The 26,531-nt window shown below is 64.2% G+C and carries 20 protein-coding genes and 1 tRNA gene; 5 read left to right on the top strand and 16 right to left on the bottom strand.

Annotated elements, in window-relative coordinates; genetic code table 11:
* Positions 1–43: 43 nt before the first annotated feature.
* The 5 genes from dop to AC20117_RS18595 form a co-directional block, all read right to left on the bottom strand.
* Entirely contained in the window at positions 44–1,648 is a 1,605-nt protein-coding gene (dop, locus tag AC20117_RS18615; protein WP_083340012.1) for a depupylase/deamidase Dop, read from the bottom strand.
* 14 nt (positions 1,649–1,662) lie between these two features.
* Positions 1,663–3,411, bottom strand: coding sequence for a proteasome ATPase (arc, locus tag AC20117_RS18610; protein WP_074702377.1), 1,749 nt, complete (start codon positions 3,409–3,411; stop codon positions 1,663–1,665).
* A gap of 137 nt (positions 3,412–3,548) precedes the next feature.
* On the bottom strand, positions 3,549–4,613 hold the full coding sequence (locus AC20117_RS18605; RefSeq protein WP_074702378.1) for a tRNA (adenine-N1)-methyltransferase: 1,065 nt from the start codon (positions 4,611–4,613) through the stop codon (positions 3,549–3,551).
* Positions 4,614–4,674: 61 nt separating this feature from the next.
* Positions 4,675–5,853, bottom strand: coding sequence for a site-2 protease family protein (locus AC20117_RS18600; RefSeq protein ID WP_074702379.1), 1,179 nt, complete (start codon positions 5,851–5,853; stop codon positions 4,675–4,677).
* A gap of 2 nt (positions 5,854–5,855) precedes the next feature.
* Complete coding sequence (locus AC20117_RS18595; protein ID WP_074702380.1) at positions 5,856–6,599, bottom strand: HAD family hydrolase; 744 nt, start codon at positions 6,597–6,599, stop codon at positions 5,856–5,858.
* Positions 6,600–6,723: 124 nt separating this feature from the next.
* On the opposite strand from AC20117_RS18595, the gene AC20117_RS18590 reads away from it, so the two are divergent.
* Positions 6,724–7,605 (top strand): PAC2 family protein, encoded by an 882-nt coding sequence (locus AC20117_RS18590; RefSeq protein ID WP_074702381.1) that lies wholly within the window; start codon positions 6,724–6,726, stop codon positions 7,603–7,605.
* A 49-nt stretch (positions 7,606–7,654) separates the two neighbouring features.
* On the opposite strand, the gene mshC is transcribed toward AC20117_RS18590, so the two are convergent.
* Together mshC and AC20117_RS18580 are read right to left on the bottom strand one after the other, a co-directional pair.
* On the bottom strand, positions 7,655–8,917 hold the full coding sequence (gene mshC / locus AC20117_RS18585; RefSeq protein ID WP_074702382.1) for a cysteine--1-D-myo-inosityl 2-amino-2-deoxy-alpha-D-glucopyranoside ligase: 1,263 nt from the start codon (positions 8,915–8,917) through the stop codon (positions 7,655–7,657).
* Positions 8,918–8,979: 62 nt separating this feature from the next.
* Positions 8,980–9,804 carry an undecaprenyl-diphosphate phosphatase gene (locus AC20117_RS18580; protein WP_074702383.1) on the bottom strand — a complete coding sequence of 275 codons (825 nt, stop codon included), beginning with the start codon at positions 9,802–9,804 and terminating at the stop codon, positions 8,980–8,982.
* 153 nt (positions 9,805–9,957) lie between these two features.
* On the opposite strand from AC20117_RS18580, the gene AC20117_RS18575 reads away from it, so the two are divergent.
* A complete protein-coding gene (locus AC20117_RS18575; protein ID WP_074702384.1) occupies positions 9,958–10,890 on the top strand; it encodes an aldo/keto reductase in 933 nt (310 codons plus the stop codon).
* Between the two features lie 31 nt (positions 10,891–10,921).
* On the opposite strand, the gene AC20117_RS18570 is transcribed toward AC20117_RS18575, so the two are convergent.
* Positions 10,922–11,209: a hypothetical protein gene (locus AC20117_RS18570; protein ID WP_074702385.1), complete on the bottom strand. Its 288-nt coding sequence runs from the start codon at positions 11,207–11,209 to the stop codon at positions 10,922–10,924.
* 52 nt (positions 11,210–11,261) lie between these two features.
* Between AC20117_RS18570 and AC20117_RS18565 the strand changes: the two genes are divergently transcribed.
* Positions 11,262–11,495 (top strand): DUF5703 family protein, encoded by a 234-nt coding sequence (locus tag AC20117_RS18565; protein ID WP_074702386.1) that lies wholly within the window; start codon positions 11,262–11,264, stop codon positions 11,493–11,495.
* Positions 11,496–11,510: 15 nt separating this feature from the next.
* Here AC20117_RS18565 and AC20117_RS18560 read toward each other — a convergent pair whose 3' ends face one another.
* Both AC20117_RS18560 and AC20117_RS18555 read right to left on the bottom strand, forming a co-directional pair.
* On the bottom strand, positions 11,511–12,668 hold the full coding sequence (locus AC20117_RS18560; RefSeq protein ID WP_074702387.1) for an acyl-CoA dehydrogenase family protein: 1,158 nt from the start codon (positions 12,666–12,668) through the stop codon (positions 11,511–11,513).
* Positions 12,669–12,682: 14 nt separating this feature from the next.
* Entirely contained in the window at positions 12,683–13,987 is a 1,305-nt protein-coding gene (locus AC20117_RS18555; RefSeq protein ID WP_074702388.1) for a M20/M25/M40 family metallo-hydrolase, read from the bottom strand.
* 197 nt (positions 13,988–14,184) lie between these two features.
* On the opposite strand from AC20117_RS18555, the gene AC20117_RS18550 reads away from it, so the two are divergent.
* Together AC20117_RS18550 and AC20117_RS18545 are read left to right on the top strand one after the other, a co-directional pair.
* Positions 14,185–14,268 (top strand) — tRNA-Leu (locus tag AC20117_RS18550).
* A gap of 359 nt (positions 14,269–14,627) precedes the next feature.
* Positions 14,628–16,205, top strand: a complete 1,578-nt coding sequence (locus AC20117_RS18545) for a hypothetical protein (RefSeq protein ID WP_139186834.1) — start codon at positions 14,628–14,630, stop codon at positions 16,203–16,205.
* Between the two features lie 41 nt (positions 16,206–16,246).
* On the opposite strand, the gene AC20117_RS18540 is transcribed toward AC20117_RS18545, so the two are convergent.
* From AC20117_RS18540 to AC20117_RS18510, 6 genes are all read right to left on the bottom strand, one after another.
* On the bottom strand, positions 16,247–16,555 hold the full coding sequence (locus AC20117_RS18540; protein ID WP_074702390.1) for a hypothetical protein: 309 nt from the start codon (positions 16,553–16,555) through the stop codon (positions 16,247–16,249).
* A 765-nt stretch (positions 16,556–17,320) separates the two neighbouring features.
* The gene (locus AC20117_RS18530; protein ID WP_074702391.1) at positions 17,321–18,463 is read right to left on the bottom strand and encodes a LuxE/PaaK family acyltransferase; all 1,143 of its coding nucleotides are present in this window, start codon (positions 18,461–18,463) and stop codon (positions 17,321–17,323) included.
* 51 nt (positions 18,464–18,514) lie between these two features.
* Positions 18,515–19,582, bottom strand: coding sequence for a 2,3-diaminopropionate biosynthesis protein SbnB (gene sbnB / locus AC20117_RS18525; protein ID WP_074702392.1), 1,068 nt, complete (start codon positions 19,580–19,582; stop codon positions 18,515–18,517).
* Positions 19,583–19,593: 11 nt separating this feature from the next.
* The gene (locus AC20117_RS18520) at positions 19,594–20,586 is read right to left on the bottom strand and encodes a TauD/TfdA family dioxygenase (RefSeq protein WP_074702393.1); all 993 of its coding nucleotides are present in this window, start codon (positions 20,584–20,586) and stop codon (positions 19,594–19,596) included.
* On the bottom strand, positions 20,586–23,177 hold the full coding sequence (locus AC20117_RS18515) for a non-ribosomal peptide synthetase (RefSeq protein ID WP_074702394.1): 2,592 nt from the start codon (positions 23,175–23,177) through the stop codon (positions 20,586–20,588). Before AC20117_RS18515 ends, AC20117_RS18520 begins: the two co-directional genes overlap by 1 nt.
* A complete protein-coding gene (locus AC20117_RS18510; protein WP_101632755.1) occupies positions 23,174–26,488 on the bottom strand; it encodes a Pls/PosA family non-ribosomal peptide synthetase in 3,315 nt (1,104 codons plus the stop codon). The genes AC20117_RS18515 and AC20117_RS18510 overlap by 4 nt, the downstream gene beginning before the upstream one ends.
* Positions 26,489–26,531: the final 43 nt, after the last annotated feature.

Genomic DNA, 26,531 nt, shown 5'->3' with positions numbered 1-26,531 from the left:
CTGCCTCCTTGGTCAGATCCGACGGCTATTGAGTTCATATTCTTTATGTTGCCACGTCAGGGGCGCTTTCCGGCCCGAGCAGCGCCGAAATAAATTCTTCGGCTGAAGCAGCTTGATCGAAGAGCGGCCCGGTAAGCTCGCGCGTGCCGCGCAAGGGCTCCCGTGTGGGGATCCGCTGCAGACGCCGGCGGCTCGGCAGATCGAAAATGACCGAGTCCCAGCTGGCGCCGACCACCTCCTTGGGGAAACGCTCGATGCACTTGCCGCGGAAGTAGGCCCGGGTATCCGACGGCGGCTCATGCACTGCCTCGGCTATTTCGGCATCCGTCAGAAGCCGTTCCATCTTTCCCCGCTGGGCCAGCCGGTAATAGAGTCCCTTCTCGGGCCTGACATCGGAATACTGCAGATCGATCAGTCCCAGCCGGGAATCCGACCATTCCAAACCATCGCGGTCCCGGTAAGCCTGGAGGAGCTTGAGTTTGGCGACCCAGTCCAGCTGGGAGGCGGCCTCCATGGGATCGCGCCGCAACGTCGATAGCAGCGCTCCCCACCGTGCCAGGACATCGGCCGTTTGCCCCTGGTCGGTGCCGTGCCTGCGGCAGTGCGCCGCTGCCGCCTCAAGATAGATTTCCTGCAGATCAAGACCCGTGACCATGGCGCCGTCCTTCAGCGCAACTTTCTGCTGCAGGGTCGGATCATGGCTGATGGCCTGCAAGGCCTGGACCGGTTCGCTCAGCTGGACGTGCGGCGCCTCGCCGTGCTCAATCATGGAGAGAACCAACGCCGTAGTCCCCAGCCGCAGGTATGTGGAGACCTCGCTCAGATTCGCATCTCCAATGATGACGTGCAGCCTGCGGTACTTGTCCGCGACGGCGTGCGGTTCATCCCGGGTATTGATGATGGGCCGGCGGATGGTAGTTTCCAGCCCAACTTCCGCTTCGAAGAAGTCTGCCCGCTGGCTGATCTGGAAGCCCCGGTGCCGGCCGGTCATGCCCAGGCCAACCCTGCCCGAGCCGCAGATGACCTGGCGGGAGACGAAGAACGGGATCAGCCCGGTCACTATTTGCCCGAACGGTAGGCTGCGAGGCATCAGGTAGTTCTCGTGCGCGCCGTACGAAACTGCCTTGTTGTCAGTGTTGTTCTTGTAGATGTTGACCGGAGCGAAACCTGGCGTCCGCGCGATCTTCTGCAATGCTTGGAGTACGACGACGTCGCCGGCCTTGTCCCACAGCACCCCGGCCCGGGGATTGGTGACTTCCGGGCTGGAGTACTCCGGGTGAGCGTGGTCGACATACAGCCTGGCACCGTTGCTGAGCACCATGTTCATCAAGACGCCGGAGCCTGCAGACTCCTCGGAGTAGAAGTCGTTCGAGGGCGGGCGTCCGCCGGACAGGGCGATCTGCTCGGCGTCAAGGACCGGCGGCATGTCGGTTAGCTGCGACGGATCCGCGTTCTCCCGTGCCACCGACCACCCGCGGGCGTCATGCAGAGGTTCTTCATCGGTGTAATCCCAGCGCGTTCCCGCCAGGTTTCCCATACCGCTGCGGACGGTGGCGGCGTAGGCATTGATGATTTGGGAGGAGAGCACGGTGGAATTGGCCAGCGGATCGCTCGGAGCGTGGATCCCATACTCCGTTTCCGTTCCCATCACCCGGTTGACGCTCACAGATACTGCCCCGTATTCGCTGTCGTTTCGATAGACTTTCCGGCTTCCTGACCGGCCTTGCCCTGGATGATGGTACGGATGTAGGTGATCCGCTCGCCCTTCTTGCCGGAGATCCTGGCCCAATCATCGGGGTTGGTCGTGTTCGGCATGTCCTCATGCTCGCGGAACTCATCCACCACGCCACGGAGCAAATGCTCGATCCGCAGGCCCTTTTGCTGGTTGGTCAGGAGGTCCTTGATGGCGTTCTTCTTGGCCCTGTCCACCACGTTCTGGATCACGGCGCCGGAATTGAAGTCCTTGAAATAGAGCATCTCGGTGTCGCCGCTGGCATAAGTGACTTCCAGATACTCCGTTGACTTCTCCGTGGCGTACATCGCTTCAACAGTGCGCTGGATCATCGCGTCCACCGTCGCCTGCCGGTCGTTGCCATGCTCTGCAAGATCCTCCACATGGATGGGCAGACCTGTGGTGATGTACTTTGCGAAGATGTCCGCCGCTGCTTCCGCGTCCGGGCGCTGGATCTTGATCTTCACGTCCAGCCGGCCGGGACGCAGGATGGCCGGGTCAATCATGTCCTCGCGGTTCGAGGCGCCGATGACAATGACGTTTTCCAGCTTCTCGACCCCGTCTATCTCGCTGAGCAGCTGCGGAACGATCGTCGTTTCGACGTCGGACGATACACCGGTGCCGCGGGTGCGGAAAAGCGAGTCCATTTCATCGAAGAAAACCACCACTGGACTGCCATCGGAAGCCTTCTCCCGGGCCCGTGCGAAGATCAGCCGGATGTGCCGCTCGGTCTCACCGACGTACTTGTCCAGCAGCTCGGGACCCTTGATGTTCAGGAAGTAGCTGCGCGTTTCCTCCGTGCCGCTGCGCTCGATGGCCCGTGCTGCGAGCGAGTTCGCCACGGCCTTGGCGATCAGGGTCTTGCCACAACCGGGAGGCCCGTAAAGCAGGATGCCCTTGGGCGCCTTGAGGCCGTGCTCGCGGTAGAGATCCGGGTAGAGGAAGGGGAGCTCGACGGCGTCGCGAATTTCGTCGATTTGCGGCCCGAGCCCGCCGATGTCCTGGTACGAAATGTCCGGGACTTCTTCCAGAATGAGGTTCTCCACCTCGCTGCGGGGGATTTTTTCGAGCGCGTAGCCGCTGCGCGCGTCGATGGATACAGCGTCCCCCACACGGATTTTCACTTTGAGCAGGGAGCCGGAAAGTTTGACCACCCGCTCCTCGTCCGCCCGGCCGACAACCAAGGCACGATCCGCGCCGAGCAGTTCCTTGATGGTGACCAGCTCGCCGGCGCGCTCGAACCCGAGGGCCGCGATGACGGTGAGGGATTCGTTCAGGAGCACTTCCTGCCCCGGGCTCAGCTGCGCGAGGTTGATCAGCGGGCTGACGGCAACGCGGAGCTTGCGGCCGGACTGAATGATGTCCACGCTTTCCTGCATGGTCGCCGTCGTCGTAACACCCGTGCGTGGGTGCTGCCGCCTGTTGACCTGGGTGATCGTGGCAAAACTGAAGGGGGTCTCGCCGTCGCGCTCCAGAGCATCCTTGAGCCGGACAATTTCGGCCTTCGCAGACTCCAGCATGGAGACAAGCCGTGCGTTGTTCTGCGTGGCCGATGCCAACTGCTTGTCCAGATTCCGGATCTTGTCCCGTAGAACATTGATCTGGCGCTGTGCAACAGTCAGCTCGGTTGTCTCGCCAGCCGGTGCCGATTGATTGGTCTGGTTCTGGTCTTCGTTCATCACCGCAACCTGCTCTCTGGAATCGGGTCCCTTGGTAAGACCCTAGCCGCCGATGCCCCGAGTGCAACACTTACATGAGAAGGAAACGCCGGAGCCTCTCGGGTAATTCCGCTGATAGCAGTATGAACACCTAGTTGTTACTGGTCTGTAACCTGTCCGCCGGCGCTGTCGGGCTGGTCGGTATTTTTGAAAGCCCCGCGCTGCACCGTGGACGCGGCGTCCTTGGCAGCACGTCTGAGCCTTTTGTCCGACACTGCCCGCTCCCCCAGCGCCTCCGTATCCCAATGCTCGTCATCAGGCGCCCAGGTTTTCAGGTCCGCTGCCGAGAACTCCGACTTGGAGGCGCGGCGCTTCGGAGTCAGTCCGGTGACGCCGTCGGCCAGCCGGCGGGCGGTGAGCAGGAAGCCGGTGTGGGCGACCATCCGGTGGTCCGGGCGAACGGCCAGCCCTTCCAAATGCCAGCCGCGCACCATCGACTCCCAGCCGTCGGGTTCGGTGAAGCGGCCGTCGGCCCGGATCGCTTCCGCCGTCCGCGACAGCTGCGTAACAGTGGCGACGTAGCTGATCCACACCCCGCCCGGAGCCAGCACGGTTGCAACGGCGTCCAGACATTCCCACGGGGCGAGCATGTCCAGCACCACTCGGTCCACACTGCCCGGGGCCTCCTGCTTGACCACTTCGTCCTGGAAGTCGCCCAGCGAGATCTGCCAGGCTGGATGCGGCCCGCCGAAAATGGTTTCGACATTTCCCCTCGCGATGTCGGCGAATTCCTCGCGCCGTTCAAACGAATGGAGGTAGCCCTGGTCGCCCACGGCGCGCAACAGCGAGATGCTCAGTGCGCCGGAGCCCACTCCGGCTTCAACCACCCGGGCGCCCGGAAAAATATCGGCCATGGTCACAATCTGACCGGCGTCTTTGGGATATACGACGGCGGCGCCGCGCGGCATGGACAGGACGAAATCCGAGAGCAGAGGCCGCAGGGCCTGGTACTTATGGCCGGTGTCATTGCTGACCACGCAGCCTTCCGGCTGGCCGATCAGGACATCGTGCGTCAGGAAGCCCTTATGGGTGTGGAAGGCGCCGCCGGGGGTCAGCGTAATGGTGTTCATCCGGCCCTTTTCGTCCGTGAGCTGGACGCGCTCTCCGGAACGGAACGGGCCGCGGCGCTGGTCTGCTCCATGCGGTGTGGTCGGTGAACTCATGCTGGTGCTACTTCCGATCGGTGGATAGTGAATATCGGCTGGGAACTGGGCGGCGTACTGGCTATGAGGCTTTGCCGGTGATGGCCCGTACAACAGTTGATTGGCTGAGCAGTCCCGTAACCCGTCCGTCAGCGTCGGTGACCGCATACTCGGTTCCGGCAAGCCCCGCGAGGTACTTCACCAATTCCTGTCCGGCAGCCCATTCCGGTATGTAGGCGCCGGGGGCGAGGGCACGGCTTACGGCGGCCGCCGGTGTGCGGGCAGCTGCAGTTTCGGGAACCTGTTCAAGCGCCTGGCCGTCGACAATCGCCTCGGGCTGGCCGGTGGCGGCTGTCAGGATCACGAATGCGTGCGGGGCCCTGCGTGCTACGGCCTGCACCTGCTCCACATTAGAGCTGGCGGGCATGCTGATGGCGGGCTGTTTGAGAGCGCCGGCACTGACGTGCGGCAGCCGCAGCCGCAACTTGGCGTTGGTAATGGAAGCACTCGCGCCCATCCAGAGGAACCCACCCACCAGAACCATGATCACCACGACCTGAAGGTCGGGCTGGCGTCCCATGGCCAGCGGCACGCCGATGACGCCAACCACGATGAGGATGACGATGATGCGTCCCGCCCAGCCTGCGGCCAACGTGCCCTTTTCCTGACTGCCCGTGATGCTCCACACGGCCGACTCCACCAATCTGCCACCGTCCAGCGGCAAGCCGGGGAGGATGTTGAAGACCGCAACGAGCAGGTTGGCCCAGATAAAGATGTCCGTCAGGACCCAGGCCACGGCATTGGCCTCCATGACGGGCATGAGCAGCGCGCCAAAACCAGCCAACGCGAAATTGGCTGCGGGGCCGGACAAGGCAACTATCAGGGATTTGCCCGGAGTGGCCTTGAAATTTTCGAACTGGGTATGGCCGCCCCAAAGGTTGAGCACAATCTTCGCGGTCGGCCAGCCGAAGACGCGCGCGCTGAGGGCGTGGGCGAGTTCATGGACGAGGACGGAGAGCAGCAGCAGGACGGCATAGCCGAAGGCCACCACATAGGATGCGCTGCCAAGTGTCGGGATGGCCCTGCTGACCTGGGGCCCGAAGGCGAAAACGATGAAGACGGCAATAATGAACCAGGAATAGGCCAGCACGATGGGAACGCCCCAGATGCTGCCCAGCGGGATCCCCTCGCGGCGGGCCGGCGGTTTGGATTCAGGCGGGGAGTTGCTGGTGTCCGGGCTGTTCCCCGTGTCCGGCGACATGCTCATGCGCTTCTCCCGGCACCCTGAGTGTTGACGACATCCTGCTCCAGCAACAGGTCCAGGTCTGCCAAAGACTTGCCTGCCAAGCTTTCCCACCGGTACCGGCCCGGATCATCGGGGACCTCGACGACGTGAGGGATGGCCACGGTCACCAGTCCTGCGGCCTGGGCCGAGGTGGCCCCCGGCACAGAGTCTTCAAGCGCTACTACGTGTGACTTATCGAGTCCGGGATCAGCTGCCGCCAGCTTGTCGAAGGCACGCTGGTACGGTTCCGGATTGGGCTTGCCATGTTCCACCATGTCGCCGGTGATCATGAAGCGGAAGCTGCCCGCAGGCAGCGACCGGACGACCTCTTCGGCGAGGATGGTCTCGGACATAGTCACGAGCGCTGTCGATACGCCTGCATCGTTAAGCTGCTTCAGCAGTTCCCTGGCCCCGGGGCGCCATGGAATCTCGTGGCGCACCTTGGCGACGACGGCGCCCAGCAAGTGGTCGATGATCTCCCTGACGCTCAGGTCGACGCCTGCTTCCTGCAGGACGGCAGCCGAAACCGGAAGCGCATTGCCGACCAGCCCGCGGCCTAGCTCATCAGTCCAGACCCCGCCGAATTTGAGGACGAGCTCGGTTTCGGCTTCGATCCAGTACGGTTCGGTGTCGACGAGGGTTCCGTCCATATCCCAGAGAACAGCCTGTACGCGCGTTGGATTTTCAGACAGCGCACCAAGGCGGTCGGGAGAAGCAGACATGCTCCAAGTCTACGGTCCCGCCGCCGCCGGGCACGCCTTGATGCCCTGGCTATGCTCTACGCGAATCACGGTACCGCTCACTGACAACTCCACGGACGGGGTTTAGGGTGAAGACGTGAGCACTATGGACAGTAATGAGGCTCGGGGCTTGCGGCGCTTGTTCCCGAAGCCGGAGGGCGGAGACGAGCGGCGGCTGACAATTATGCTCGCCGCGTTTGAAGGCTGGAATGATGCCGGCGAGGCGGCAACCGACGCAGTGAAGTACCTCAGCCGGTTGTGGGACGGTGTCAAAGTGGCCAGTATCGACCCCGACCTGTATTACGACTTCCAGTTCACCCGCCCGTTGATCCGGCGTACGGCGTCAGGGGATCGCCGGATCAAATGGCCCACTACCAAGCTGACCCGCTGCAGCGTTCCGGATACGGATATCGACATTGTGTTCGTGCACGGTGTCGAACCGTCATACCGCTGGCGGGCCTACACCGCCGAGTTGCTCGCCCACGCCACTGAACTCGACGTCGATTGCCTGGTGCTGGTCGGGGCGTTGCTGGCCGATGTTCCGCACAGCCGGCCCATTCCGGTGACCGTTACCAGCGAAGACGACACTGTCCGGGAATCCCTGAATACGGAAGCCAGCCAGTACGAGGGTCCGACCGGGATTGTCGGAGTGCTTGCCGAAGTGGCCTCACTGGCGGGAATTCCCACCCTGTCCCTCTGGGCAGCGGTGCCCCATTACGTCGGGCAGTCCCCTTCCCCCAAGGCCGAGCTGGCGATTCTGCAAGGCCTGGAAGATATTCTGCAGGTTCCGCTCGATACCGCCGTGCTGACCGAGGAGGCCGAGGCATGGGAACGCGGTGTCAACGAACTGGCCACGGAGGATCCGGAAGTCGCCGCTTATGTCCGGCAGCTTGAAGAGGCTAAGGACACGGCGGACCTGCCGGAGGCGACCGGCGAATCCATTGCCCGTGAATTCGAGCGCTACCTGAAAAAGCGCCGGAAGGAGTAGCCGGGCGGCAGCCAAAAAGGCGCCGCCCGGCCGGCTTTAGCATGAAGCGCTAAAGGACGATGCCGAGCAACGCGTCGAGCACCTTGGCGACGGGGGTTCCGGCGGGCGATTCCTCTTGGCTGCTGCCGCCGGGTGCGGCCGCGGCCCAGGCGTCCACGGCGGCCAGCGCCGCGGGTGCATCCAGATCCTGTGCCAAGGCCGCCCGTATCCTGTCGGCCAATGCGGCGGCTGATTCCTCGTCCGAATTCCCTGCGGCGGAACGCCAGCGCGCGAGGCGCTTGGTTCCTTCCTGCAGCAGGTCATCGGTCCAGAACCAGTCGCTGCGGTAATGCTGGCCCAGCAGCACGGTGCGGATGGCGGACGGGTCCACGCCCTCCGAGCGAAGCTTCGACACGAGCACCAGGTTGCCCTTGGACTTGCTCATTTTTTCGCCGTCCAGGCCCACCATGCCGGCATGCACGAAGTGGCGTGCCAGTTCCGTTCCGGTCAAGGCATAGGCATGCCCGGCGCTCATTTCGTGGTGCGGGAAGCTCAGGTCGGAGCCGCCGCCTTGGACATCAAAGGTTTCCGGCAGGAACTTCCGGGCGATGATGGAACACTCGATGTGCCATCCGGGCCTGCCTTCGCCCAGCGAGCTTCCCGGCCACTTCGGCTCGCCTTCGCGGGCCACGCGCCACAGCAGTGCGTCCAGGGGATGCCGCTTGCCGGGTCGTTCGGGATCGCCGCCGCGCTCGGCAAAGAGCGGCAGCATTTCCTCCTCGGTCAGCCGCGAGGTCATGCCGTTGTGCCAGCCTTCACCGGCAGCCGCGACGGAATCGAAGTAGACGTCGCCGTCCGGTTCGCCGCCAGTGCCGGGCACCCGGTAGGCCAGCCCCTCGGAGATCAGTTGCTCGATTGCCGGAATGATCCATTCGATGGACTCCACCGCACCAATGTAGTGGTCCGGCGGCAGCACATTCAGTGCCTCCATGTCTTCGCGGAAGAGGTTGGTCTGGTCCTTGGCCAGTGCTTCCCAGTCCACCCCCGTGGCGTTCGCCCGTTCCAGCAGCGGATCGTCGATATCAGTGACGTTCTGCACGTACTGGACTTCCCGGCCGGCGTCGCGCCAGTAGCGGTTCAGCAGGTCGAAACTGACATAGGTGGCGGCGTGGCCCATATGGGTAGCGTCGTAGGGGGTGATGCCGCAGACATACAACGAACCGGTGGGAGCGGGATCCAGTTGGACCATCTCCCCCGCGGCCGTATCAAAGAGGGCCAGTGTGTTGCGGCCTCCGGCGAGCTGAGGCACTGGGCGCGCATTCCAACCAAACAATGGCTGTTCCTTCCGGTGAGAATCACGGTCCGGCGGGGACCGCCGTCGTACTTATGGCGTTGCTAGGCGTTGATGACGCCGATACCAAGCAGGATGTACAGCAGCAACCCGAGCGCAATCCGGTACCAGACGAAGAGCTTGTAGCTGCGGGTTGAGACGTACTTGAGGAACCATCCGATGATGACGAAACCGACCACGAAGGCCACCAGCGTCGCCAGCGCGGTTTCGCCACCACCGTACGGTCCGGGCTCGTTCCAGCTGGTGGCCAACTGGTAGAGCCCACTGGCAAATACCGCCGGAACCGCCAGCAGGAACGCATACCGGGCGGCCGCCTCACGCGTGTAGCCCATGAGGAGGCCGGCCGTGATGGTTCCGCCCGAACGCGAGACGCCCGGGATGAGCGCCAGCGCCTGGGCCAGACCGTACAGGATGCCGTGCTTATAACTGAGCTTATCCAGAGTCCGGACCTGCTTGCCGATTGTGTCGGCGATGGCCAGGAACAACCCGAAGACGATCAGCATGGTCGCCACGATCCACAGGCTCCGGAAGGACCCTTCGATCTGGTCCTCGAAGAGCAGGCCGAGCACACCGATGGGGACGGAGCCGATAATGATGAGCCAGCCCATCCGGGCATCCGGATCACTCCGCGGCACCTTCCCGGTCAGGGAACCGATCCAGGACTTCACGATCTGGACGATGTCTTTCCAGAAATAGACCAGGACTGCGGTCTCCGTGCCAAGCTGCGTGATGGCGGTAAACGCGGCGCCGGGGTCAGAGGCGCCCGGCAGGAGTTCACCCGCAACGCGCAGATGTGCGCTGGAGGAAATCGGGAGGAATTCGGTCAGGCCCTGGATGAGTCCCAGAAAGGCCGCTTCTAGCCAAGTCACAACTTAGACCTTAAAGCACGACCGCCGCTGCGGCAGAACCGGACACAGCCGCCGTGACAAAGATCCTCCTACGGTATGAGCTACCTACCACATCCGAGACTCATGCGCGGGTCAGTTCCCGCCTGCGGCGTGGCAGGCCGTAGGCTTTTGCCCATGGAGCAGAATCGGTTAGGTCAAAGTGGGCTGAAAGTACCGCGCCTGTCGTTAGGCACCATGACATGGGGCCAGGAGACGGACGAAGAGAGCGCGGCAACGATGCTTCGCTCCTATCTGGATGCAGGCGGGTCGCTGCTCGATACTGCGGCTGCTTATGCCGAAGGCCGCAGCGAAGCGATCATCGGTGCGTTTCTGGGCGAGTTGGTCCCTCGGCAGGAAGTAACGGTGGTTTCCAAAGCGGGGATGGTCCGCCGCGACGGCGCAAGGGAAGTGGATACCTCCCGCGGCGCAATGCTGCGTTCTCTCGACGCCAGCCTGGCTCGTCTGGGCACGGACTATCTCGACGTATGGCTGGCGCATGTTTGGGACGACAACGCGCCCTTGGAAGAAACGCTGTCCGCCTTGGAGTTCGCCGTGTCTTCTGGCCGCGCGCGTTACGTAGGAGTTTCCAATTACTCGGGCTGGCAACTGGCCCGTGCCGTGTCGCTCAGTGCCGTCCCGCTGGTGGCCGTACAGTCCGAATACTCGTTGCTCCAGCGCACGGCAGAACGGGAAGTTATCCCGGCGGCGCGGGCATTGGGCACCGGAGTCATGGCCTGGTCCCCCCTTGGCCGCGGTGTGCTGACCGGCAAGTACAGGAACGGCACGCCGGCGGATTCGCGGGGAGCATCCGAAAACAGGGCGGGCTTTGTGGAACCTTATCTTTCCGGAAGGCCCGCCAGGATCGCCGAGGCGCTGGCAACCGCAGCCCGTGGCCTGGATGTGCAGCCGCTTGAGCTGGCACTGGGCTGGACGCTGGAACAACCCGGCATTGACACTGCCGTGATCGGTCCCAGGACACCCGACCAGCTCGAACAGATCCTCAAGGCTGCCCCGAAGAGCATCCCGTCCGAGATCGCTTCTGCGCTCGACGATATCTCGGTACCGTAGTGCCTATATAGGAATTCAACTGCGGGAGGGGTTACTTTTCCTCAATTTCCAGATCGTCGTCGAAGGGGTCCATGACCGCTTCATAGTCGTCATCGCCGTCGTCGTCCTCGTCTTCGGACTCGTCGTAAATGACCAGCGGCGTAACTTCACCGTACGCGTCGTAGAGTGCGTCTTCATAGGCTTCGAAGGTTTCCATTATGGAGGAGAAGGCGGCCTCCACCGCAGGATCATCCTCACCGCGCCGGCTGGCGGATGCGGCAAGATGTTCCTCAAGGGCAGCTGTAAACGACTGGAGTGCGACACGCGGATCAATTGCCATGTAGTAGACGTTAGCGGTTGTGGGAAGAATAAGTGAAGAGATTGGAGGGCCAATGAGAGAACAAATTAGCACCGGCTCCATCCAGCGCGAACGCGACCACCTCCGCCAGTACGAATATCTTGTGCTGACGGTCAATAAGGGCGAATCTGTCAAGGAGGCCCGCCGGGCGCTGGCTGAGCACGCCGAATACGGCAAGTGGGACCTGATCCGGACCCGCTTCTACATGGGCGGCAGCCGCAAGTACTGGATGCGCCGGAAAGTCCTGCGCGTCGAGGCCACCGTCTGACCTGTCCGGCGGGGCCTAGTCCTCGATAGGGCCAAGCCAGGCGTTGGCCACTGTGCCGTGCGCTGATTCGTCGTCCGAGGGGTGGTAAAGCCCGGCCAGCACATCCCGGTACAAGCGCTCCAGCTCGCTGCCGCGGTAGTACCCGCCGCCCCCGGAGACCCTTACCGCGTGCTCGACGACGCGCTTCGCCGTTTCGGTCGCCCTAACCTTGACGGACGCCAGTTTGGGGAACCACATCGGTCCGTGGTCGACGAGAGTGTCTACATCCCGGGCGATGGATTCCAGCTGCGGGTAGAGCCCGTCCATTTCGATCGCAGCATCGGCTATGCGCCAGCGGATGTCCGGATCCTGCGCGTAGCTCCTGCCGGTCTTCAGGGATGTCCGCCGGCGGACGTTCTCCACCGCCAGCTCCACCCCTCGCGCCCCGATGCCGGCGTAGACGGAGGCCAGCAGGATTTCGAAGCAACTGAAGATGCCGAAGATCAGCGGGTCCGGGTTCGGCCCGACCGGCAGCTTCCGGAAGACCCGTTCGGGTCGGGCGCGTACGCCGTCCAACACCGTCGTATTCGACTGGCTGGCCCGCATGCCAAGCGTGTTCCAGTCGTCCTTGATGCGGTAGCCGGGTGCTTCGCGGTCGATGAAGGCCCAGACCAGCTGTGGTTCGTCGCCGTCGTCGTCGCGCCCGAAAGTTCCCAGCCTCGTCCATACGGGCGAGAGGCTGGTGAAAACCTTGGTTCCCGTGAAGGAGTAGCCGCCGTCGTCCTGTGGCGCAGCGACGGTGGTGGAGTCGAACAGCACGTGATCGTTTCCGGCTTCGGATACGCCGAATCCGAAAATCTCACCCCGGCTTGCTTCTTCGAGCACGAAGTCCAGGCTCCGGTCCCCGCGGGCCCGCATCACCTGGGCGACGCCTGTCCAGACCAGGTGCATGTTGACAGCCAATGCCGTGGCCGGGGCCGCACTGGCCAGCCGGAGCTGGGCCAGGGAGGCCTGCCGCAGGCCGTAGCCGAGCCCGCCGTCGACATCCGGCACAAGCATCTTCAAATAGTCCGCGGCCTGAAGATCAGCGAAGTCCTCGTGGCAGAAGGAGTTGGCCTCGTCATAGCCGGCCGCCCGGGAGCGGAATGTGGCGAGCATCGTCTCCGGCAGCAGCTCTTCGGCTGTCTTGGTCATCGGTCCGTCCCGCGCTAGTAGCTGGTCAGCAGCCGGTGCAGTACCCGGGTGCCGAACTTCAGGGAGTCCACGGGAACGCGTTCGTCCACGCCGTGGAACATACCGGTGAAGTCCAGGTCATCGGGCAGCTGCAGCGGTGCGAACCCGTATCCGGTGATCCCGAGCCTGGCCAGCGACTTGTTGTCCGTGCCGCCGGAAAGCGTGTACGGCAGAACCACTGCGTCCGGATCCTCATGCCTGAGCGAATCCACCATTGCATCCACGAGGTTTCCCGCGAACGGTACTTCGAGCGCCGAGTCCTGGTGGATGTAGGAGATGTCGACGTCCTCCCCCGCCAGCTCCTGGATCTTGGCCAGCACCAGTTCGTCCTGGCCCGGCAGAGTCCGTGCGTCGATCCGGGCTTCGGCCAAGCCAGGTATGACGTTTTCCTTGTAGCCGGCTTTCAGCACGGTCGGATTGGAAGTGTTTTGCAAAGTGGCACCGACGAAGCGTGCCACGGTGCCCAATTCCTTGAGCAGAATGTCCGGATTGTCCGGATCGAATTCGACGCCGGTGAGTTCCGTTACGCCGTCCAGGAACCGTCGGCTCGTGTCCGTCAGCTCGATGGGCCACTGATGGGCGCCGATCCTGCCCACGGCGCTTGCCAACGTGGTCACCGCGTTGTCCGTGTTGATCTGCGAGCCGTGCCCAGCCCGCCCGCTGACAGCCAAGCGTAGCCATGCGATGCCTTTCTCGGCAGTCTGGAGCAGGTAGGCACGTTTCCCGCCGATGTTGGCAGAGAACCCACCGACTTCCGAAATCGCTTCCGTGGCGCCGTCGAAAAGCTCGGGTCGGTTATCTACTGCCCAACGAGCCCCGTATTTGCCGCCGGCCTCTTCGTCGGCGAAGAAAGCGAATACGATGTCGCGCTTCGGCTTGGTTCCGGTTCGGGCCATGTCGCGGGCCACGGACAGGATCATGGCATCCATGTCCTTCATGTCCACCGCTCCACGGCCCCAGATTAGACCGTCCTTTTCCTCGCCGCTGAAGGGATCAACCTGCCAGTCTTCTTTCTGCGCCGGCACAACATCCAGATGTCCATGGACCACCAGCGCGTCTGCCGAAGGATCCTCCCCTGCCATGCGGGTGACGACTGAAGCGCGTCCCGGAGATGATTCGAAGATCTCCGTGGACAGACCCACTTCCTCCAGCAGGCCGGCCGCATACTCGGCGGCTGCCCGCTCTCCCGGACCCGCATTGTCACCAAAATTCGAGGTGTCGATCCGGATCAGTTCCTGGCAGATGCGGACAACTTCATCTTGCGGACGAAGGGCAGGCATTTTCGGGCTCCTTGCTGACGGGGGTGCTTGGCTCCAGCCTAGCGATCTGCTCCCGGCGCGGCAGCCGAAAAGTCACAGAAACGCGGCTCAGCAGGATAGGAATCTCCCCGATTAAACACTTCGGCCAAAACGTGTTAGAGTTTTTCTCGCTGCTTTCGAAGGAATCGGTTCGCCGAAACTGAGCGAAAACACCACCTGCGCGGGTGGCGGAATGGCAGACGCGCTAGCTTGAGGTGCTAGTCCTCTTATTGAGGGTGGGGGTTCAAGTCCCCCTCCGCGCACAGGAGAAAACCCCGGAAACCTAACGGTTTCCGGGGTTTTTTGTTGCCTCCGGCCATGGGAAAGTGCTTTTCATCCACACGCCGGCTAAGTGCGACGGCCGTAGGAAGGCCCGGCAGCATCGTCTCTTCATGGCCTTCATCGAACCGCGCAGGAGGAAGAACGGACCGAACCGAGGCTGTGGAACCGGACATGGGCACGGCGTCTTCAGCCCTTTTAGAGTGTGCGACTGCTTTCAATTTGCATCGGTTTAGCGTTTCCCCAATCCCCCGTTTTTGCCCCATACTTTTCTCCGGGGGCTGGTTTCGGAGTTTCGGCGCGTGTCTCCTTTGTAGCCCACCTCGTCACCCGGAGCGTCCCATTGAAAACTTCTCTTCTGCGCCGAGCCGCCGCGGTGCTGCTCACCACTTCCCTGACCGCGGCTGCCGTGCCCGGCACAGCCTTTGCCGCACCGGCTGCCTCTGCGTCTGCCGTTGCCGCGAGCAAAGTCATAGTCGTCACTTCAAGCCAGGCTCCCCTGCCGGCGCCGAAGACCGCTGCCGCACCGGGCTATAACAGTATGACCCTCGTGTGGCCGGCGTTCGGCGATGTCGGACGCTGGGAAGTCCGCTACGGCACCCGCGCAGACTTCGTCGGCGCGAAAATCGAGGAGAAGGTCAACAGCCGCTGGATCGGCGGCCTCACCAACGCGACCACCTACTACATCCAGTACCGTGCGCTCACACCCGTCAAGGGCCAGCCGTGGGGAACATGGAATCGTTCGCCCTGGTCCGCGACGTTGAAGACCATGACCGGGGCCAACTACCCGGGTGCATTCACGCCGCTGAAGACGAAGGGCGGCACGGACAGCATTACGGTCAGCTGGAACAAGACCGCGTACACCACCCACTACACAGTGCTGGTCGCCGACAACATGGCCATGACCCTGAGGCCCAGGACCTACCGAAACATCACCGGGACCAGCTTCACGATCAAGAACCTCACCGCCGGTTCCCGGTCCTCGTACCCGACGTTCATCCGCGTGCAGGCGCACAACAAGACCTTCAAGACCCGCACGTCCTCACGCATCACTGCCTACCCGGCAGCGCCGGGGGTCCGCGGCACCGAGACGCTGACCGTGGCCAGTCAGAACCTGCTCTGCGCCAGCTGCAAACTCTCCGGCATCAGCGTCCCGCACTGGAACACCCGCAAGATGACCCACCTGCGGACCATCAAAGCCAAGAACCCGGATGTGCTCCTCCTGCAGGAGGCGCTGAATGTGAATATCCCCGGCACCAGGAACACCAAAGCGATGACCGACTTCCAGGGACACCTGAAGAAGGCTGGCTACGCACTCGACCGCACTCCAGAGAAGGCCGGCACCCAGCAGTACGTGAACCGGATCGCCTACAAAACGTCCAAATACACGCTGCTCAAGCGCGGCACCTTCGCCCTCCCGGTCGCCAAGGGCGAGGATCAACGGGGCGCCGCCTGGGCCCTGCTGAAATCGAAGAAGACCGGCAAGCAGTTCTACGCCGTCTCCTTCCACGTCTCCCCCAAGCTCCCGGTCAAGGGCGCGGTGTCGAAGACCTCGACGATGCAGCTGATCGAAAAGCGGATGAAGGCCATCAACATCCGCAAGCTCCCAGTGGTCAGCGGCGGTGACATGAACTCGAGCTTCTACGTGACACCCTCGAACCTGCCGCACGAGGCCATGATCAAGGCGGGCTGGACCGACACCGCCTCCTCAGCCGCCAAGACCGACTTCCTTTACCCCACGACCAACAGCTTCAAGAAGCAGCAGAAATCCACGTTCGGACGGATCGACTACATCTTCACCAAGAACATCGCCGGCACCGTCTCCTACGAAAACGTCCTGGACATCGACCGCAACGGTCGGCTGCGCTCCACCCCCGCATCCGACCACAACATGGTGCTGGCCAAAGTGAAGCTCAAGTAGGCTCTGACCTGTGTCTCCCTTAGGCGCGAGGATGCGCCGGATCATGCCGGCCGCCGCGGTCTTGTGCCTCGCGGGCTGCAGCGACGGGACCCGTGACGGAAACGTTTCGACGGCGGATCGGTGCAGTTGGAAACCGGCCTGAATGGCGAGAGCCTGCTCGTCGACTCTTGCCGTCGGGCGATGCCGTCATGGAAGCTGCCTTCGAGGCCATGGTGCTGGCTGGCGATGCTGTTGCGTTCACTGACCAGCGCTGCTTGTATGAAGCCGGCCATATCGTCGGCATAGGGGTTCAGGCTCCCGATCTCCTCCGGCTTCAGTTCGGGCGGCCCCGGCGGCGGCAGCACGATCATGCTCGAATTGTGCCAGCTGGACCCCGGTAATGACAGGTGTCGAGCCGGAGCCAGCGGGTTGGGAAACGTAGGCTCCGGCTCGACCGGCCGTCCCTTCGGTGGGGGGAATTGTCGCTGCCGGAACGGATATACCTAGTGTGCAATCCATTCACCAGGACGGTAAGCCCCGGATGAGGGGCGGTTGCCCCCTAGTTTTCGGGACCATTTCGCTCGGTGCTCCCTGCTGAAGGATGCTCCTCGTCGTTGAGCAGGACCCTCCCCATGTGCAGCATGACCTCGCGCTGCCGTGTCGTCAGCCGGTTGGCCCGCTCCGGTTGGGGCCAGTGGCCCCATCGGAGCGGTCTTGATGCGCGTATGCCGGGGCGGGCGGCCCTCCCAAGGACCTGATCGTGCATGAGCCGAGACGAGCCGCCCGCGAATGTCCTGCTCGCCCCAGAAACCGGACTCCGGCCTCATAGCCATACAACAGCATCAACGGCTACCGCCCACGCTTTTCCGAGGACACACGTGAGACCGCGCTGATCGCCGGAGCCAATGAATTGGTGACCTACAGGCCGCCGACGTCGGGAACTATAATTCGAGCGAAGACCGGCGGCGGGTGGACGATGCCGGCCACCATTCGAGGCCAAGTCGCACGTCGACATGGCCGTGCTGGAGCAGATGACCGAAACGCTCATGAGCGCGACGGTCCCGCTCGGCAGCATCGAGCGTCGCTTCGCAAGGGCGCGGCAACGAAGGAGGAGCGCCGGCTGAGGCACCGCGAAATCAGGCCCTCATGAGAGCCGCCGCCTCATCGTTGGCGGTGGTACCCGAGCCGAGGTAGCGCTCGAGGCTGACGGGGCAGTGGCCAAACCCGCCGCCCTGCCCCCGACGGCGGAAGTTGATGACCTGGCCGGTTCTCCCGCACCCGCAGGTGCCGGTCTCGACGTCGCCCACGTCGTCGGTGAGGAGGAAACCGGGGTAGCTGGTGTTGAGGGCGTCCAGTACGGCAATTGTGCCGGTGCCCCCCGGATCGAGCTCCCTGCCGATCTGGCCAGGATCCCGGATGGAGATGTAGCACCAAGGCGGAACGTGCTTGCGATGCAGGTGGCATTCGACAGCGAGCATGTTCGACTCAATCATCCCGTACATGTCGCGCACGTTCCCCGGGCGCACACCGAGCAGGTCGTGGCACTGCTCCCGAAAGCCCTCGGCAGGAATGGCTTCGGACGTGTGCCGCTTCCAACCGCCGAGCGTAATGATCATGCTGTACGGGTCCAAGCGCACATTGACCTTCTCCTGCTCGAGGAACCGGAGGAGCCGCTCGATGAGGAACGGCGGACAGACGATGTGCCGGGTCATGTGGCCCTTCCACCGGCGCAGGTGCTCCAGGGCCTCCCTGACATCGAACGACTGGTCGGCAACGAGATATACGTGGTGGTCGAAGACGCTGTTCAGGATGTTGAAGTCCTTGAGCAGACCCATCTCCGAAGCTTCGGAGTCCGACGGGTTCAAGAAAAGACCCGCGCCCCCGGACAGGCTGAAGAACTCCCGGTAAGTCCCGATCAGGCCAACCAGAGCCCGGGTCACTGTCTCGCTGTTGCGGCGGGCGACAGACGGGACACCGCGGGTTCCGCTGGAGCTGGTCTCGGTCTCAACGTCGGCCAGGGAGCAGGTGAGTAGCACTTGGGCGTCGGGACGTTTAAACATGCCGACCGGCAACAGGGGCAGGTCTTGCAGGTCGTTGATGTCGTTGATCGCGGCGGGATCGACTCCCAACGCGTCACACTGGGCACGGTAGAAGCCGTTATGGGCCTGGTGGTAGATCGCGGCGTCCCGCAGGACGTCGGTGACCGACCGTGCCCAGTCCTCAGGGGACTGGACGTGTGCCTTGGACACATTCCCCAGCATCTGCGGTAACGAGAGCATTGTGTCACTCCTCGGTGGGTGCGAATTGATGAGCGTGGTTGGGCCGCCGGGTCAGCCGTACCTGCGCAGTTCGGAAAAGAAGTCCTCGACCACCCGGAGCTGGCCGCTGCTGACAAGTTCGTCGTAGACATACTTGCCCACCGCCAGATCGAGCACGCCCAGGCCGAACGGCGAGAACACGACAGGGCGATCAGCCGCCGGCGAGACCCTGCCGTCCATGACGTCGGCCAAGGTCCCGTCCACGAAGTCCCGGTGGCCGACCATCTGCTCCACGAGGTGGGCCGACGTCCCGGCTTTCAAGCAGTGGTCGACGTCGTCGAGGATGTTGGTCGATGCCAACAGGATCTCCGGGGCCAGGTCGCGCAGGGACACGTGCAGCACCAGCGGGTTGTGCGCGAACCACGTCGTGTCGTGCACGTGTGGCTGGCTCGCCACCGTGGCGAACACGACGAGATCGCTGCTCCGAATCAGCTGCTCGGGGCCCTCATGCACGGTCACCCGGGCTCGGGTGCCGCTGCGTTCGAGATAGCCCTTGAAACCCTCCGCGCTCTCGCCCGAGAGGTCGAACACCCCGATCTCGTCGAAGGACCAGTCGGTCGCGTTCAGGAAGGTGTGGATGTAGCGGGCGATGAGCCCCACGCCGAAGAACCCGACGCGTCTGGGACGCCCCCGGCCTCGACTGAGCCAGTCCGCAGCCGCGGCGGCCGATGCAGCTGTCCTGGAGGCGCTGATAACGGAGCTCTCCATGCATGCGAAGGGGTAGCCCGTCGCCCGGTCGTTGAGGATCAACACTGCGGAGGCACGCGGAATCCCCGACGCCACGTTGTCCGGGAAGCTGGAGACCCACTTGATGCCGTCAACCTCCACCTCCCCGCCGACTGAGGCGGGCAGGGCGATGATGCGGGAGGTGGGCCGGTCCGGGAAGCGCAGGAAATAGGACGGCGGGTTCACCGAGTCTCCGGCCGCATGCACCCGGTAGGTCTGCTCGACCAGTTCGACGACCTGCTTCTCGCGACCCTGGAGCACCTGCTGTACCTGGGCTCCGGAGATGACCGCGAAGGGGGGAACCGTCTTCGGTTCAGCCGCGGCTATCACTGGGGAAATGGCGAATTCTGTCATTGTGCACCGTCCTAGGTGTGGGTATCGAGATCGAATACATTGCGTGGCTCGGCCATGCCAACGAGGATCTCCCTTGGACCCTCGTACGCCTCGCGGCTGTGGGCCATGCGCACGTTGTCTACGAGCATGAAGTCCCCGGTCTCCCACGGCGTTCGAAGGGTGTGGGCCTCGTAGACCTCGTTCAAGAGAGCGATGATGTCCTCGCCGATCGGCTCGCCGTTGCCGAAGCGGGTGTTGAACGGCAGCCCATCGGGACCGTAAACGTCCACCAGGTACTCCCTCACCTCCGGCGCGATGGTCCATTCGCTCAAGAACGCGACCTGGTTGAACCAGCAGCGCTCGCCGGTCACCGGATGCCGGACAACGGCAGGGCGCCGTTGGCGGGTGCGGAGCTCCCCGTCGGGCTGCCACTCGAACTCGATCGCGTGGGCCCGGCAGTAGTTTTCGACGGCAGCGCGGTCGGCGACCCCGAACGCCTCCTCGTAGGTGGCTCCGATATCTTCGTTGTAGCTGCGGGCGAGCAGCCATCCTTCGCTTTCGAACCGCCGGACGATGTCGGCCGGTATGGCTTCGAGCACCGAGCGGGCGTCCGCGATACCGGTCACGCCACCGACACTGGGTGCCTGGAGGCAGGCGAAGAGCATCAGGCCGGGGAACTCAAGCGCGTAGCTGAGCTCGTGGTGCATGCACATAGGCTGATTCGCGGGCCAGGTGAGGGACGAGTACACGCCGTCCAGGTAGGGCTGCCTGGTGGCGAAGGCCTCCCGGTCCGGCATGAGGCCGCCCGGAACCAGCCGCTGGTAGACTTCGGCCACCTGGGCTGGATCACTGAGGCCCAGCCCGCGGACCAGGACGGCCCCATTCTCGTCCACCGCCGCGCGCAGCGCCTCGCGGTTCTCTTCGGCCCACTGCACAGGGTCGTGGCCGTCCTCGACGGCGAGCATCGGTGCCCGGCCGGCTTGGCGTTCCATATCGATCTGGATCTTGGGTGAAGGAGACGACATCAGAGGTCCTTTCGTTTCACGGGTAGCGGATTGGAGTGTCTTGTCGGTGTCGGGGACATGGAGGCGGGCTCTGCGGCGGTTCCCGCTCGCGTGGGTGCGGGCGGTTCGGCAGCGTTCTCCAAGGACGAGGCCTCGAGCAGGATCGCCAGGTCAGCTAGGACGGGCGTCTGCATGATGTCCTTGATCGACACCGCGCGCTTGAGCAGGACGGCGAGTTTCACCGCGGACAGGGAGGTGCCGCCCAGCGCGAAGAACGAGTCCTGACCACCGATCCGGCCTGCCGGGATGCCGAGGACGCTCGCCCATGCTTCGGCCAGCCGCTGCTCGGTGGCCGTGAGCGTCTCCGTGGGGCTGCCGGCCTCGGGAACGACCTCCCCCGCCATGCGGGTCAAAGCCTTCCGGTCGATCTTCCCGTTGCCGGTCAGGGGCAGGACCTCCTGCCACCTGTACGTCGACGGAACCATGTAGCCCGGAACGCGCGAGGCCATTTCGCTGTGGATCTCGGCGACCTCGAGGGGCCGGTCGCCAGAGTAGAACGCCACCAGGAACTTGGACTGCCCGCCGCCCTCGCCGACGACGACGGCGCCGTCGCGGACGCCGGGAACATGCAACAGCGCGTTCTCGATGTCGCCGATCTCGATGCGGAACCCGGAGATCTTGACCTGGTTGTCTCGCCGGCCAAGGTACTCCAGCTTGCCGTCCGGTGACCAGCGCCCATAGTCGCCAGCCCGGTAGAGCCGCGCCCCGTCCACGTAGGGGTCAGCGGAGTAGGCCTGTGCCGTGCGGTCCGGGTCGTTAATGTAGCCGCGGCCCACACACACCCCGGAGAAGGCAATCTCGCCCGGTGCCCCGAGCGGCACGAGCCGCTGCCGCTCGTCGAGGATGTGGATCCGGACGTTCGGGATCGGCGGGCCAAGTGGCACGGAGCCGCCCGCGGGCGCTGCGCTCATTACCTCGTGGTTCGTGTCGTCCGAGGTTTCCGTCAGTCCGTAGGCATTGACCAGCTTGACGTTCGGCATTACGTCGAACCAGCGGCGGACCAGCTCACGTTTCAGAGCCTCTCCGGTCGCGGAGACGCACCGGAGGTGCGGTAGCGCGCGGGGTTTTCCGGCCAAGTACGCGACCACCGCGTCCAGATACGACGGGACGACTTGGAAGACCGCCACCGCCCCACGTTCCACGGTGTCGACGAACCGCTCGACGTCGAGGATACGGTCCTGCCAGACGATGAGTGTGCGGCCGCCGACGAGCAGGGCCGAGACCAGTTGCCACAGCGAGATGTCGAAGCATTGGGGGGCACTCTGGGCGACGACGTCGCCGGGGCCGATCCCCAGGTCCTCGATCTTGGCGTACAGGTGGTTCACCATCCCGTCGTGCTCGCACATCGCGCCCTTCGGTTCGCCCGTGGAGCCAGAGGTGAAGTAGACGTAGGCGAGTTGGTCCGGACGCACCTCCACGCCGAGATCGTCGGCGGCGTGCCCTTCGGCCTCAATGTCCTCGAAGAGGACCTTGGTGACCGAAGGCATCCCGTCGAGTGCATCATCCAGCGTGGCGCTGCTGCCTTCCTCGGTCAGGGCCATGCGGCTCCCTGCCCGGGTGAGTGTTCTGGCGATCCGGTCGGCGGGGAATTGCGGTTCGATCGGTAGGTACGCGCCTCCGGCCTTGAGGATGCCGATGACCGCGGCCATCCACTCCAGGTCTCGTTTGGCGACGACCGCAACGACGTCCTCGGACTGTAGTCCGCGCGCCAGCAGGGCGCGGGCCAGCCGGTTGGCACGGCCGTTCAACTCCGCGTACGTCCACTCGCGCGTGTCCTGGACCGCGGCGATGCGTTCGGGGTGAAGCCGGACGTGCTCCTCGAACAACTGGTGGAAGCGTCGTCGGGGGCGGGGACGCTCTGGTCCGGCCAGTTGCTCGAGCTGGAGGCGGCGCTCGTCCGCATCGAGCAGGTCGGCGTCGGCAGGCTCCGCTTCAGGGTTGGCGACCAGGTGGCGGAGGGCGGCCAGGTGGTAGCCGGCGATCCTGAGGGCAGCATCGTGGTCGAGGACGTCCCGCCGGTATCGGAGCAGGAGCACCTCGCGCCCGGCTACAGTCGGGACGGTGGCCCCGAGGACGATGCCCTCCGGTAGCTCTGCATCGCCGCCCTGAAGGTCGAACACCACCTCGTACCCCGGAGATGCGGTTTTGTGACGGGCCTCCCCGCGGGCGGCCAGGGCCTGTCGGTCATGTGCCTCGGCGACCAGGCTCCGCCAGGACACGTGGCTTAGAACGAGGTCGCACCGCCAGGTCCCCGCAGAGTCCACGCATCCGATGGCGATTTCCGTCTCGCCGGATAAGGCGTGCAGTACCCGCGCATGGGCCGCCAGCCAGAGCGAGCCGGGTGTCGTCTCCAACGCACGGGCCGTCAGCCTCACGGAGGTGCGCAGGTCCTCGGGAACCGCCACCTCAACCCGCTCCTGTCCGGCCTGGGGATGCCGTGTCCATCTGGGAATAGTCGTCGGGGCGGCTGCTGGAAGGGCGAGCCGGCTGCGGCCCGGATCGGACGAGTGGTCGGCGGCGGTGCGGCAGGTCAGCGCAGAGGTGGTGGTCATGATACGGGCCTTTCCAGTGCGACGGGGGTCGTGGCGGCGGCTCGGGCCTCTTCGGCCGGGTTGCCACCCCACAGGGATCCCGAGGTGAGGGTCGTCCCCTTCATTACGAAGGAGTCGGCAGCGACGACGGCACCGTTTTCGACGGTCACGCCGTAGTGGACAAAGGCTCCGACGCCGAGCGTGACGTCGTCGCCAATGACGTTGTGGTCGGACTTGAACATTCCGTCCTCTTGGGAGTGGGATTGAACCGTGCTGCCGGCGTTCAGCGTGCAGCGGGAGCCGATTGTCACGAGGCTGCGCTCGATGATTCCGCAACCGTCGTCGAAGACACGGGCCCCGATCCGCACGTCCAGCAGACGCCAAGCCAGCGGCTTGAACGGCGTCCCGTTGAGGATGGCCATGTACCGGCTTTGGGTCATCAGCTTCCAGTACCGCTCGTGCCACCAGAAGTATGGGTTGTAGATGGAGCAGAGCCGGGGCTGGAGCCTCCGGAACCCCGTCACGAGGTGCTCGATGCCGATGGGGACCAGCAAGCCGACGAAGAGCATCACGACGAACGCCCCGCTGAGGGCAAGGAAACCAAACTGGTCGGACAGTTCGAGGGCGGCGAGCATGATCACCATGGCAAGCGACATGTTGAACCACCGGGTAAGCATCAGGAGGGCCATCGTGTGCCTGTTGTGCCTGTTCTTGGCCGCCAGGTCCCGGCGGAAGTGGCTCCGGCTGGCATGCTCCTCGGGAAGGGCGTCCCGCAGGACCGAGCGGGGAATCTCGAACGCGGGTGATCCGAGCAGGCCCACGTCATGGCGCACCGGTCCGTCGATGGGGACCATCACCTTGGTTGCGAGCAGGCAGTTGTCTCCGGTCTTGGCCCCGGCCGGATAGAGAACGGCGTTGCCAAGGAAATTGTGCGCCCCAATCGCCGCCCGACTGACCTTGAAGGACGTCGCCGAGTAGTCGGTGTTCATGAACGACACGGCGTCGGCAATCATCGTCCCGCTGCCGATCGTCGTAAGGAACGGGTTATCGTGCTTGAATACCGTGCCAAGGTTCGAGCCGGTCTGCTGGACCTGCGGCTGCTTGTACCCAATGGCCCGCACATAGTTCACGACGTACGAGCTGTCGCCGAACAACCCTCCAAGCAGGGGACTGTTGGTCAACCTCGCCACCGCCCGCGCCGCCGCGTCCCGCAGTCCGAACAGCGGATACACCCTGTCGGGCTTCACGGCGAGTTGGAGCAACCGCGGCACGGTCGTTATGACGACCAATGCCATGACCGTTCCGCCGAAGACGGCCAGACCGGCGTAGGTAATAGCATCAGCGTAGAAGGCCCAGTCTGTAAACGCGAAAGGCTGCACCTCCAGAAGCGCCGCCACGCGCGGTTGCGCCAGGATGACCAGTGCGATGGCCAGACTCCACATGGTGCGGCCCAACCCAAGGGTGGAAACGAGTTGGGATATGGCGAACCATGCCCGCCGCCACGGCCGGTAAGACATCGCCTCGACCCCGCCGTAGTCGACATCGGTGCGCCTGCCCGGCGAACCGTGCCACCGTTCGCCTGCGGGCACGATTTGGCCCGTGTACAAAGTGGAGCGGTGGGCTAACTGCGAACCGTCCCCCATTCCCGTGTCGATGTCCAGGACACTGCCTTCTCCGACGATTACGTCCCGGCCCAGCGTCAGCGCACCCAACTGGATGACGCCACCATGGGCGCGGTAGCCGTTGAGGACCGCATCCTTGCGGATCACCGTCCCCTCCCCGATGGTCAGCAGATCGGTGCAGACCGGCAGCCGATTGGTCATGATCATCACGTTGCGGCCAACCTTCGCGCCCATGGCCCTCAGGTAGAAGGTCGTCAGAGGGGAACCGGTCATCAATGAGAGTGGCGAGGTGCGCATCAATGCCTTGACCAGCCAGAACCGGAAATAGGCCAGACTCCAGATACGGATCTCCCGAGGCCGGAAGCGCCCCACGAAAATCCACTTCGCCGCCACCGGCAGGATGCACAGCAGCACGAAAGTCGCCGCAGAGAAAGCGATCGACCGCAGGTAGATTTCCCCGAAGCTCATCCCGTGGCCCAGCCAGTCGTGGTTACCCGGCCCCGCCTCCGGGAAGATCCACTGGTACCCTACGATCGCGAGCCAGCCGGCGAGGAGGCAGTAGCCGACGTAGACGAGCACCTGCAGGGCGCCGCAGGTGACGTACTCCCAGGTCCGCACGTCCATCGGCCGCGGCGTCTCCGGTATGGATGCCAGAGCCGGGGAGGGCTCCTGCCGCTGCTCTTGCTGCGAGGGGCCTTGCAAGGCCGCCGCGAGGGCGGAGATATTCGGGCTGCCGTAGATGTCCTTCATGGACACCTTGGGCAGGTCAGGCTGCTTGCGCACCCGGGCACAGAACTTGGCCATCACCAGCGAGTCCGCGCCCAGGTCTTGGAAAAAGTCGCTGTCCACCGGGACATGGTCAATGCCCAGCACGCCGCCCAGCATCTCGGCCAGCCGGTCCTGCACCGGCGATGTCGCCGGTTCCGCCGGTGCCAGGGCCGCGGCCAGCGCCGAGATCGTCGGGTGCTGGTAGATGTCCTTGATAGAGATCGCCGGCAGGTCCGGCTGCTTGCGCACCCGGGCGCAGAACCTGGCCATCAGCAGCGAGTCCGCGCCCAGGTCCTGGAAGAAGTGGCTGTCCACCGCCACTTGCCTGCCGCCCAGTACACCGGCCAGCACCTCCGCCAACCGGTCCTGCATCTGCGCCGTCGCCGATGCCTCTTCCGCCGGCGCCAGGGCCGCGGCCAGCGCCGAGATTGTTGGGTGCTGGTAGATGTCCTTGATGGAGATCGCCGGCAGGTCCGGCTGCTTGCGCACGCGGGCGCAGAACTGCGCCATGACCAGCGAGTCCGCGCCCAGGTCGTGGAAGAAGTTGGCCTCCACCGAGACGTGCTCGACGTTCAGTATGCTGGCCAACACCTCCGCCAACTGGTCCTGCACGTTCACCTGCGCCGTCGCAGGCGGCGCTTCCGGCGGTGCCAGGGCCGCCGCCAGCGCCGAGATCGATGGGTGCTGGTAGATGTCCTTGATCGACACGGCGGGCAGGTCCGGCTGTTTGCGCACCCGAGCGCAGAACTGCGCCATGACCAGCGAGTCCGCGCCTAATTCGAGGAAGAAGTTGGCGTCCACAGGGACGTCGTCCTTCTTCACCACTGCTGCTAGAAGATCCGCCAGCCGGCGCTCCAGGGCAATGCCCGCGCCCGAGGCCGGAGTTGCTGGAGAGCCGTTCCCAGCCTGAGCCGCGGTCGCCGCGGGAGTCGGGGGATTCATCGGAATGATTGGAATCGTGGGACCTGGCGACGTTGACAGTGTG

Origin of the sequence: Arthrobacter crystallopoietes, assembly GCF_002849715.1 — a bacterium.
Taxonomy (GTDB): Bacteria; Actinomycetota; Actinomycetes; order Actinomycetales; family Micrococcaceae; genus Crystallibacter; species Crystallibacter crystallopoietes.
This window is presented reverse-complemented; position numbering and strand designations above follow the sequence as displayed.

Coding starts and splice junctions, on each gene's coding strand:
- dop (WP_083340012.1), bottom strand. CDS start 1,648: ATGGGAACGGAAACGGAGTATGGGATCCACGCTCCGAGCGATCCGCTG.
- arc (WP_074702377.1), bottom strand. CDS start 3,411: ATGAACGAAGACCAGAACCAGACCAATCAATCGGCACCGGCTGGCGAG.
- AC20117_RS18605 (WP_074702378.1), bottom strand. CDS start 4,613: ATGAGTTCACCGACCACACCGCATGGAGCAGACCAGCGCCGCGGCCCG.
- AC20117_RS18600 (WP_074702379.1), bottom strand. CDS start 5,853: ATGTCGCCGGACACGGGGAACAGCCCGGACACCAGCAACTCCCCGCCT.
- AC20117_RS18595 (WP_074702380.1), bottom strand. CDS start 6,599: ATGTCTGCTTCTCCCGACCGCCTTGGTGCGCTGTCTGAAAATCCAACG.
- AC20117_RS18590 (WP_074702381.1), top strand. CDS start 6,724: ATGGACAGTAATGAGGCTCGGGGCTTGCGGCGCTTGTTCCCGAAGCCG.
- AC20117_RS18575 (WP_074702384.1), top strand. CDS start 9,958: ATGGAGCAGAATCGGTTAGGTCAAAGTGGGCTGAAAGTACCGCGCCTG.
- AC20117_RS18570 (WP_074702385.1), bottom strand. CDS start 11,209: ATGGCAATTGATCCGCGTGTCGCACTCCAGTCGTTTACAGCTGCCCTT.
- AC20117_RS18565 (WP_074702386.1), top strand. CDS start 11,262: ATGAGAGAACAAATTAGCACCGGCTCCATCCAGCGCGAACGCGACCAC.
- AC20117_RS18560 (WP_074702387.1), bottom strand. CDS start 12,668: ATGACCAAGACAGCCGAAGAGCTGCTGCCGGAGACGATGCTCGCCACA.
- AC20117_RS18555 (WP_074702388.1), bottom strand. CDS start 13,987: ATGCCTGCCCTTCGTCCGCAAGATGAAGTTGTCCGCATCTGCCAGGAA.
- AC20117_RS18540 (WP_074702390.1), bottom strand. CDS start 16,555: ATGATCGTGCTGCCGCCGCCGGGGCCGCCCGAACTGAAGCCGGAGGAG.
- AC20117_RS18530 (WP_074702391.1), bottom strand. CDS start 18,463: ATGCTCTCGTTACCGCAGATGCTGGGGAATGTGTCCAAGGCACACGTC.
- sbnB (WP_074702392.1), bottom strand. CDS start 19,582: ATGACAGAATTCGCCATTTCCCCAGTGATAGCCGCGGCTGAACCGAAG.
- AC20117_RS18520 (WP_074702393.1), bottom strand. CDS start 20,586: ATGTCGTCTCCTTCACCCAAGATCCAGATCGATATGGAACGCCAAGCC.
- AC20117_RS18515 (WP_074702394.1), bottom strand. CDS start 23,177: ATGACCACCACCTCTGCGCTGACCTGCCGCACCGCCGCCGACCACTCG.
- AC20117_RS18510 (WP_101632755.1), bottom strand. CDS start 26,488: ATGAATCCCCCGACTCCCGCGGCGACCGCGGCTCAGGCTGGGAACGGC.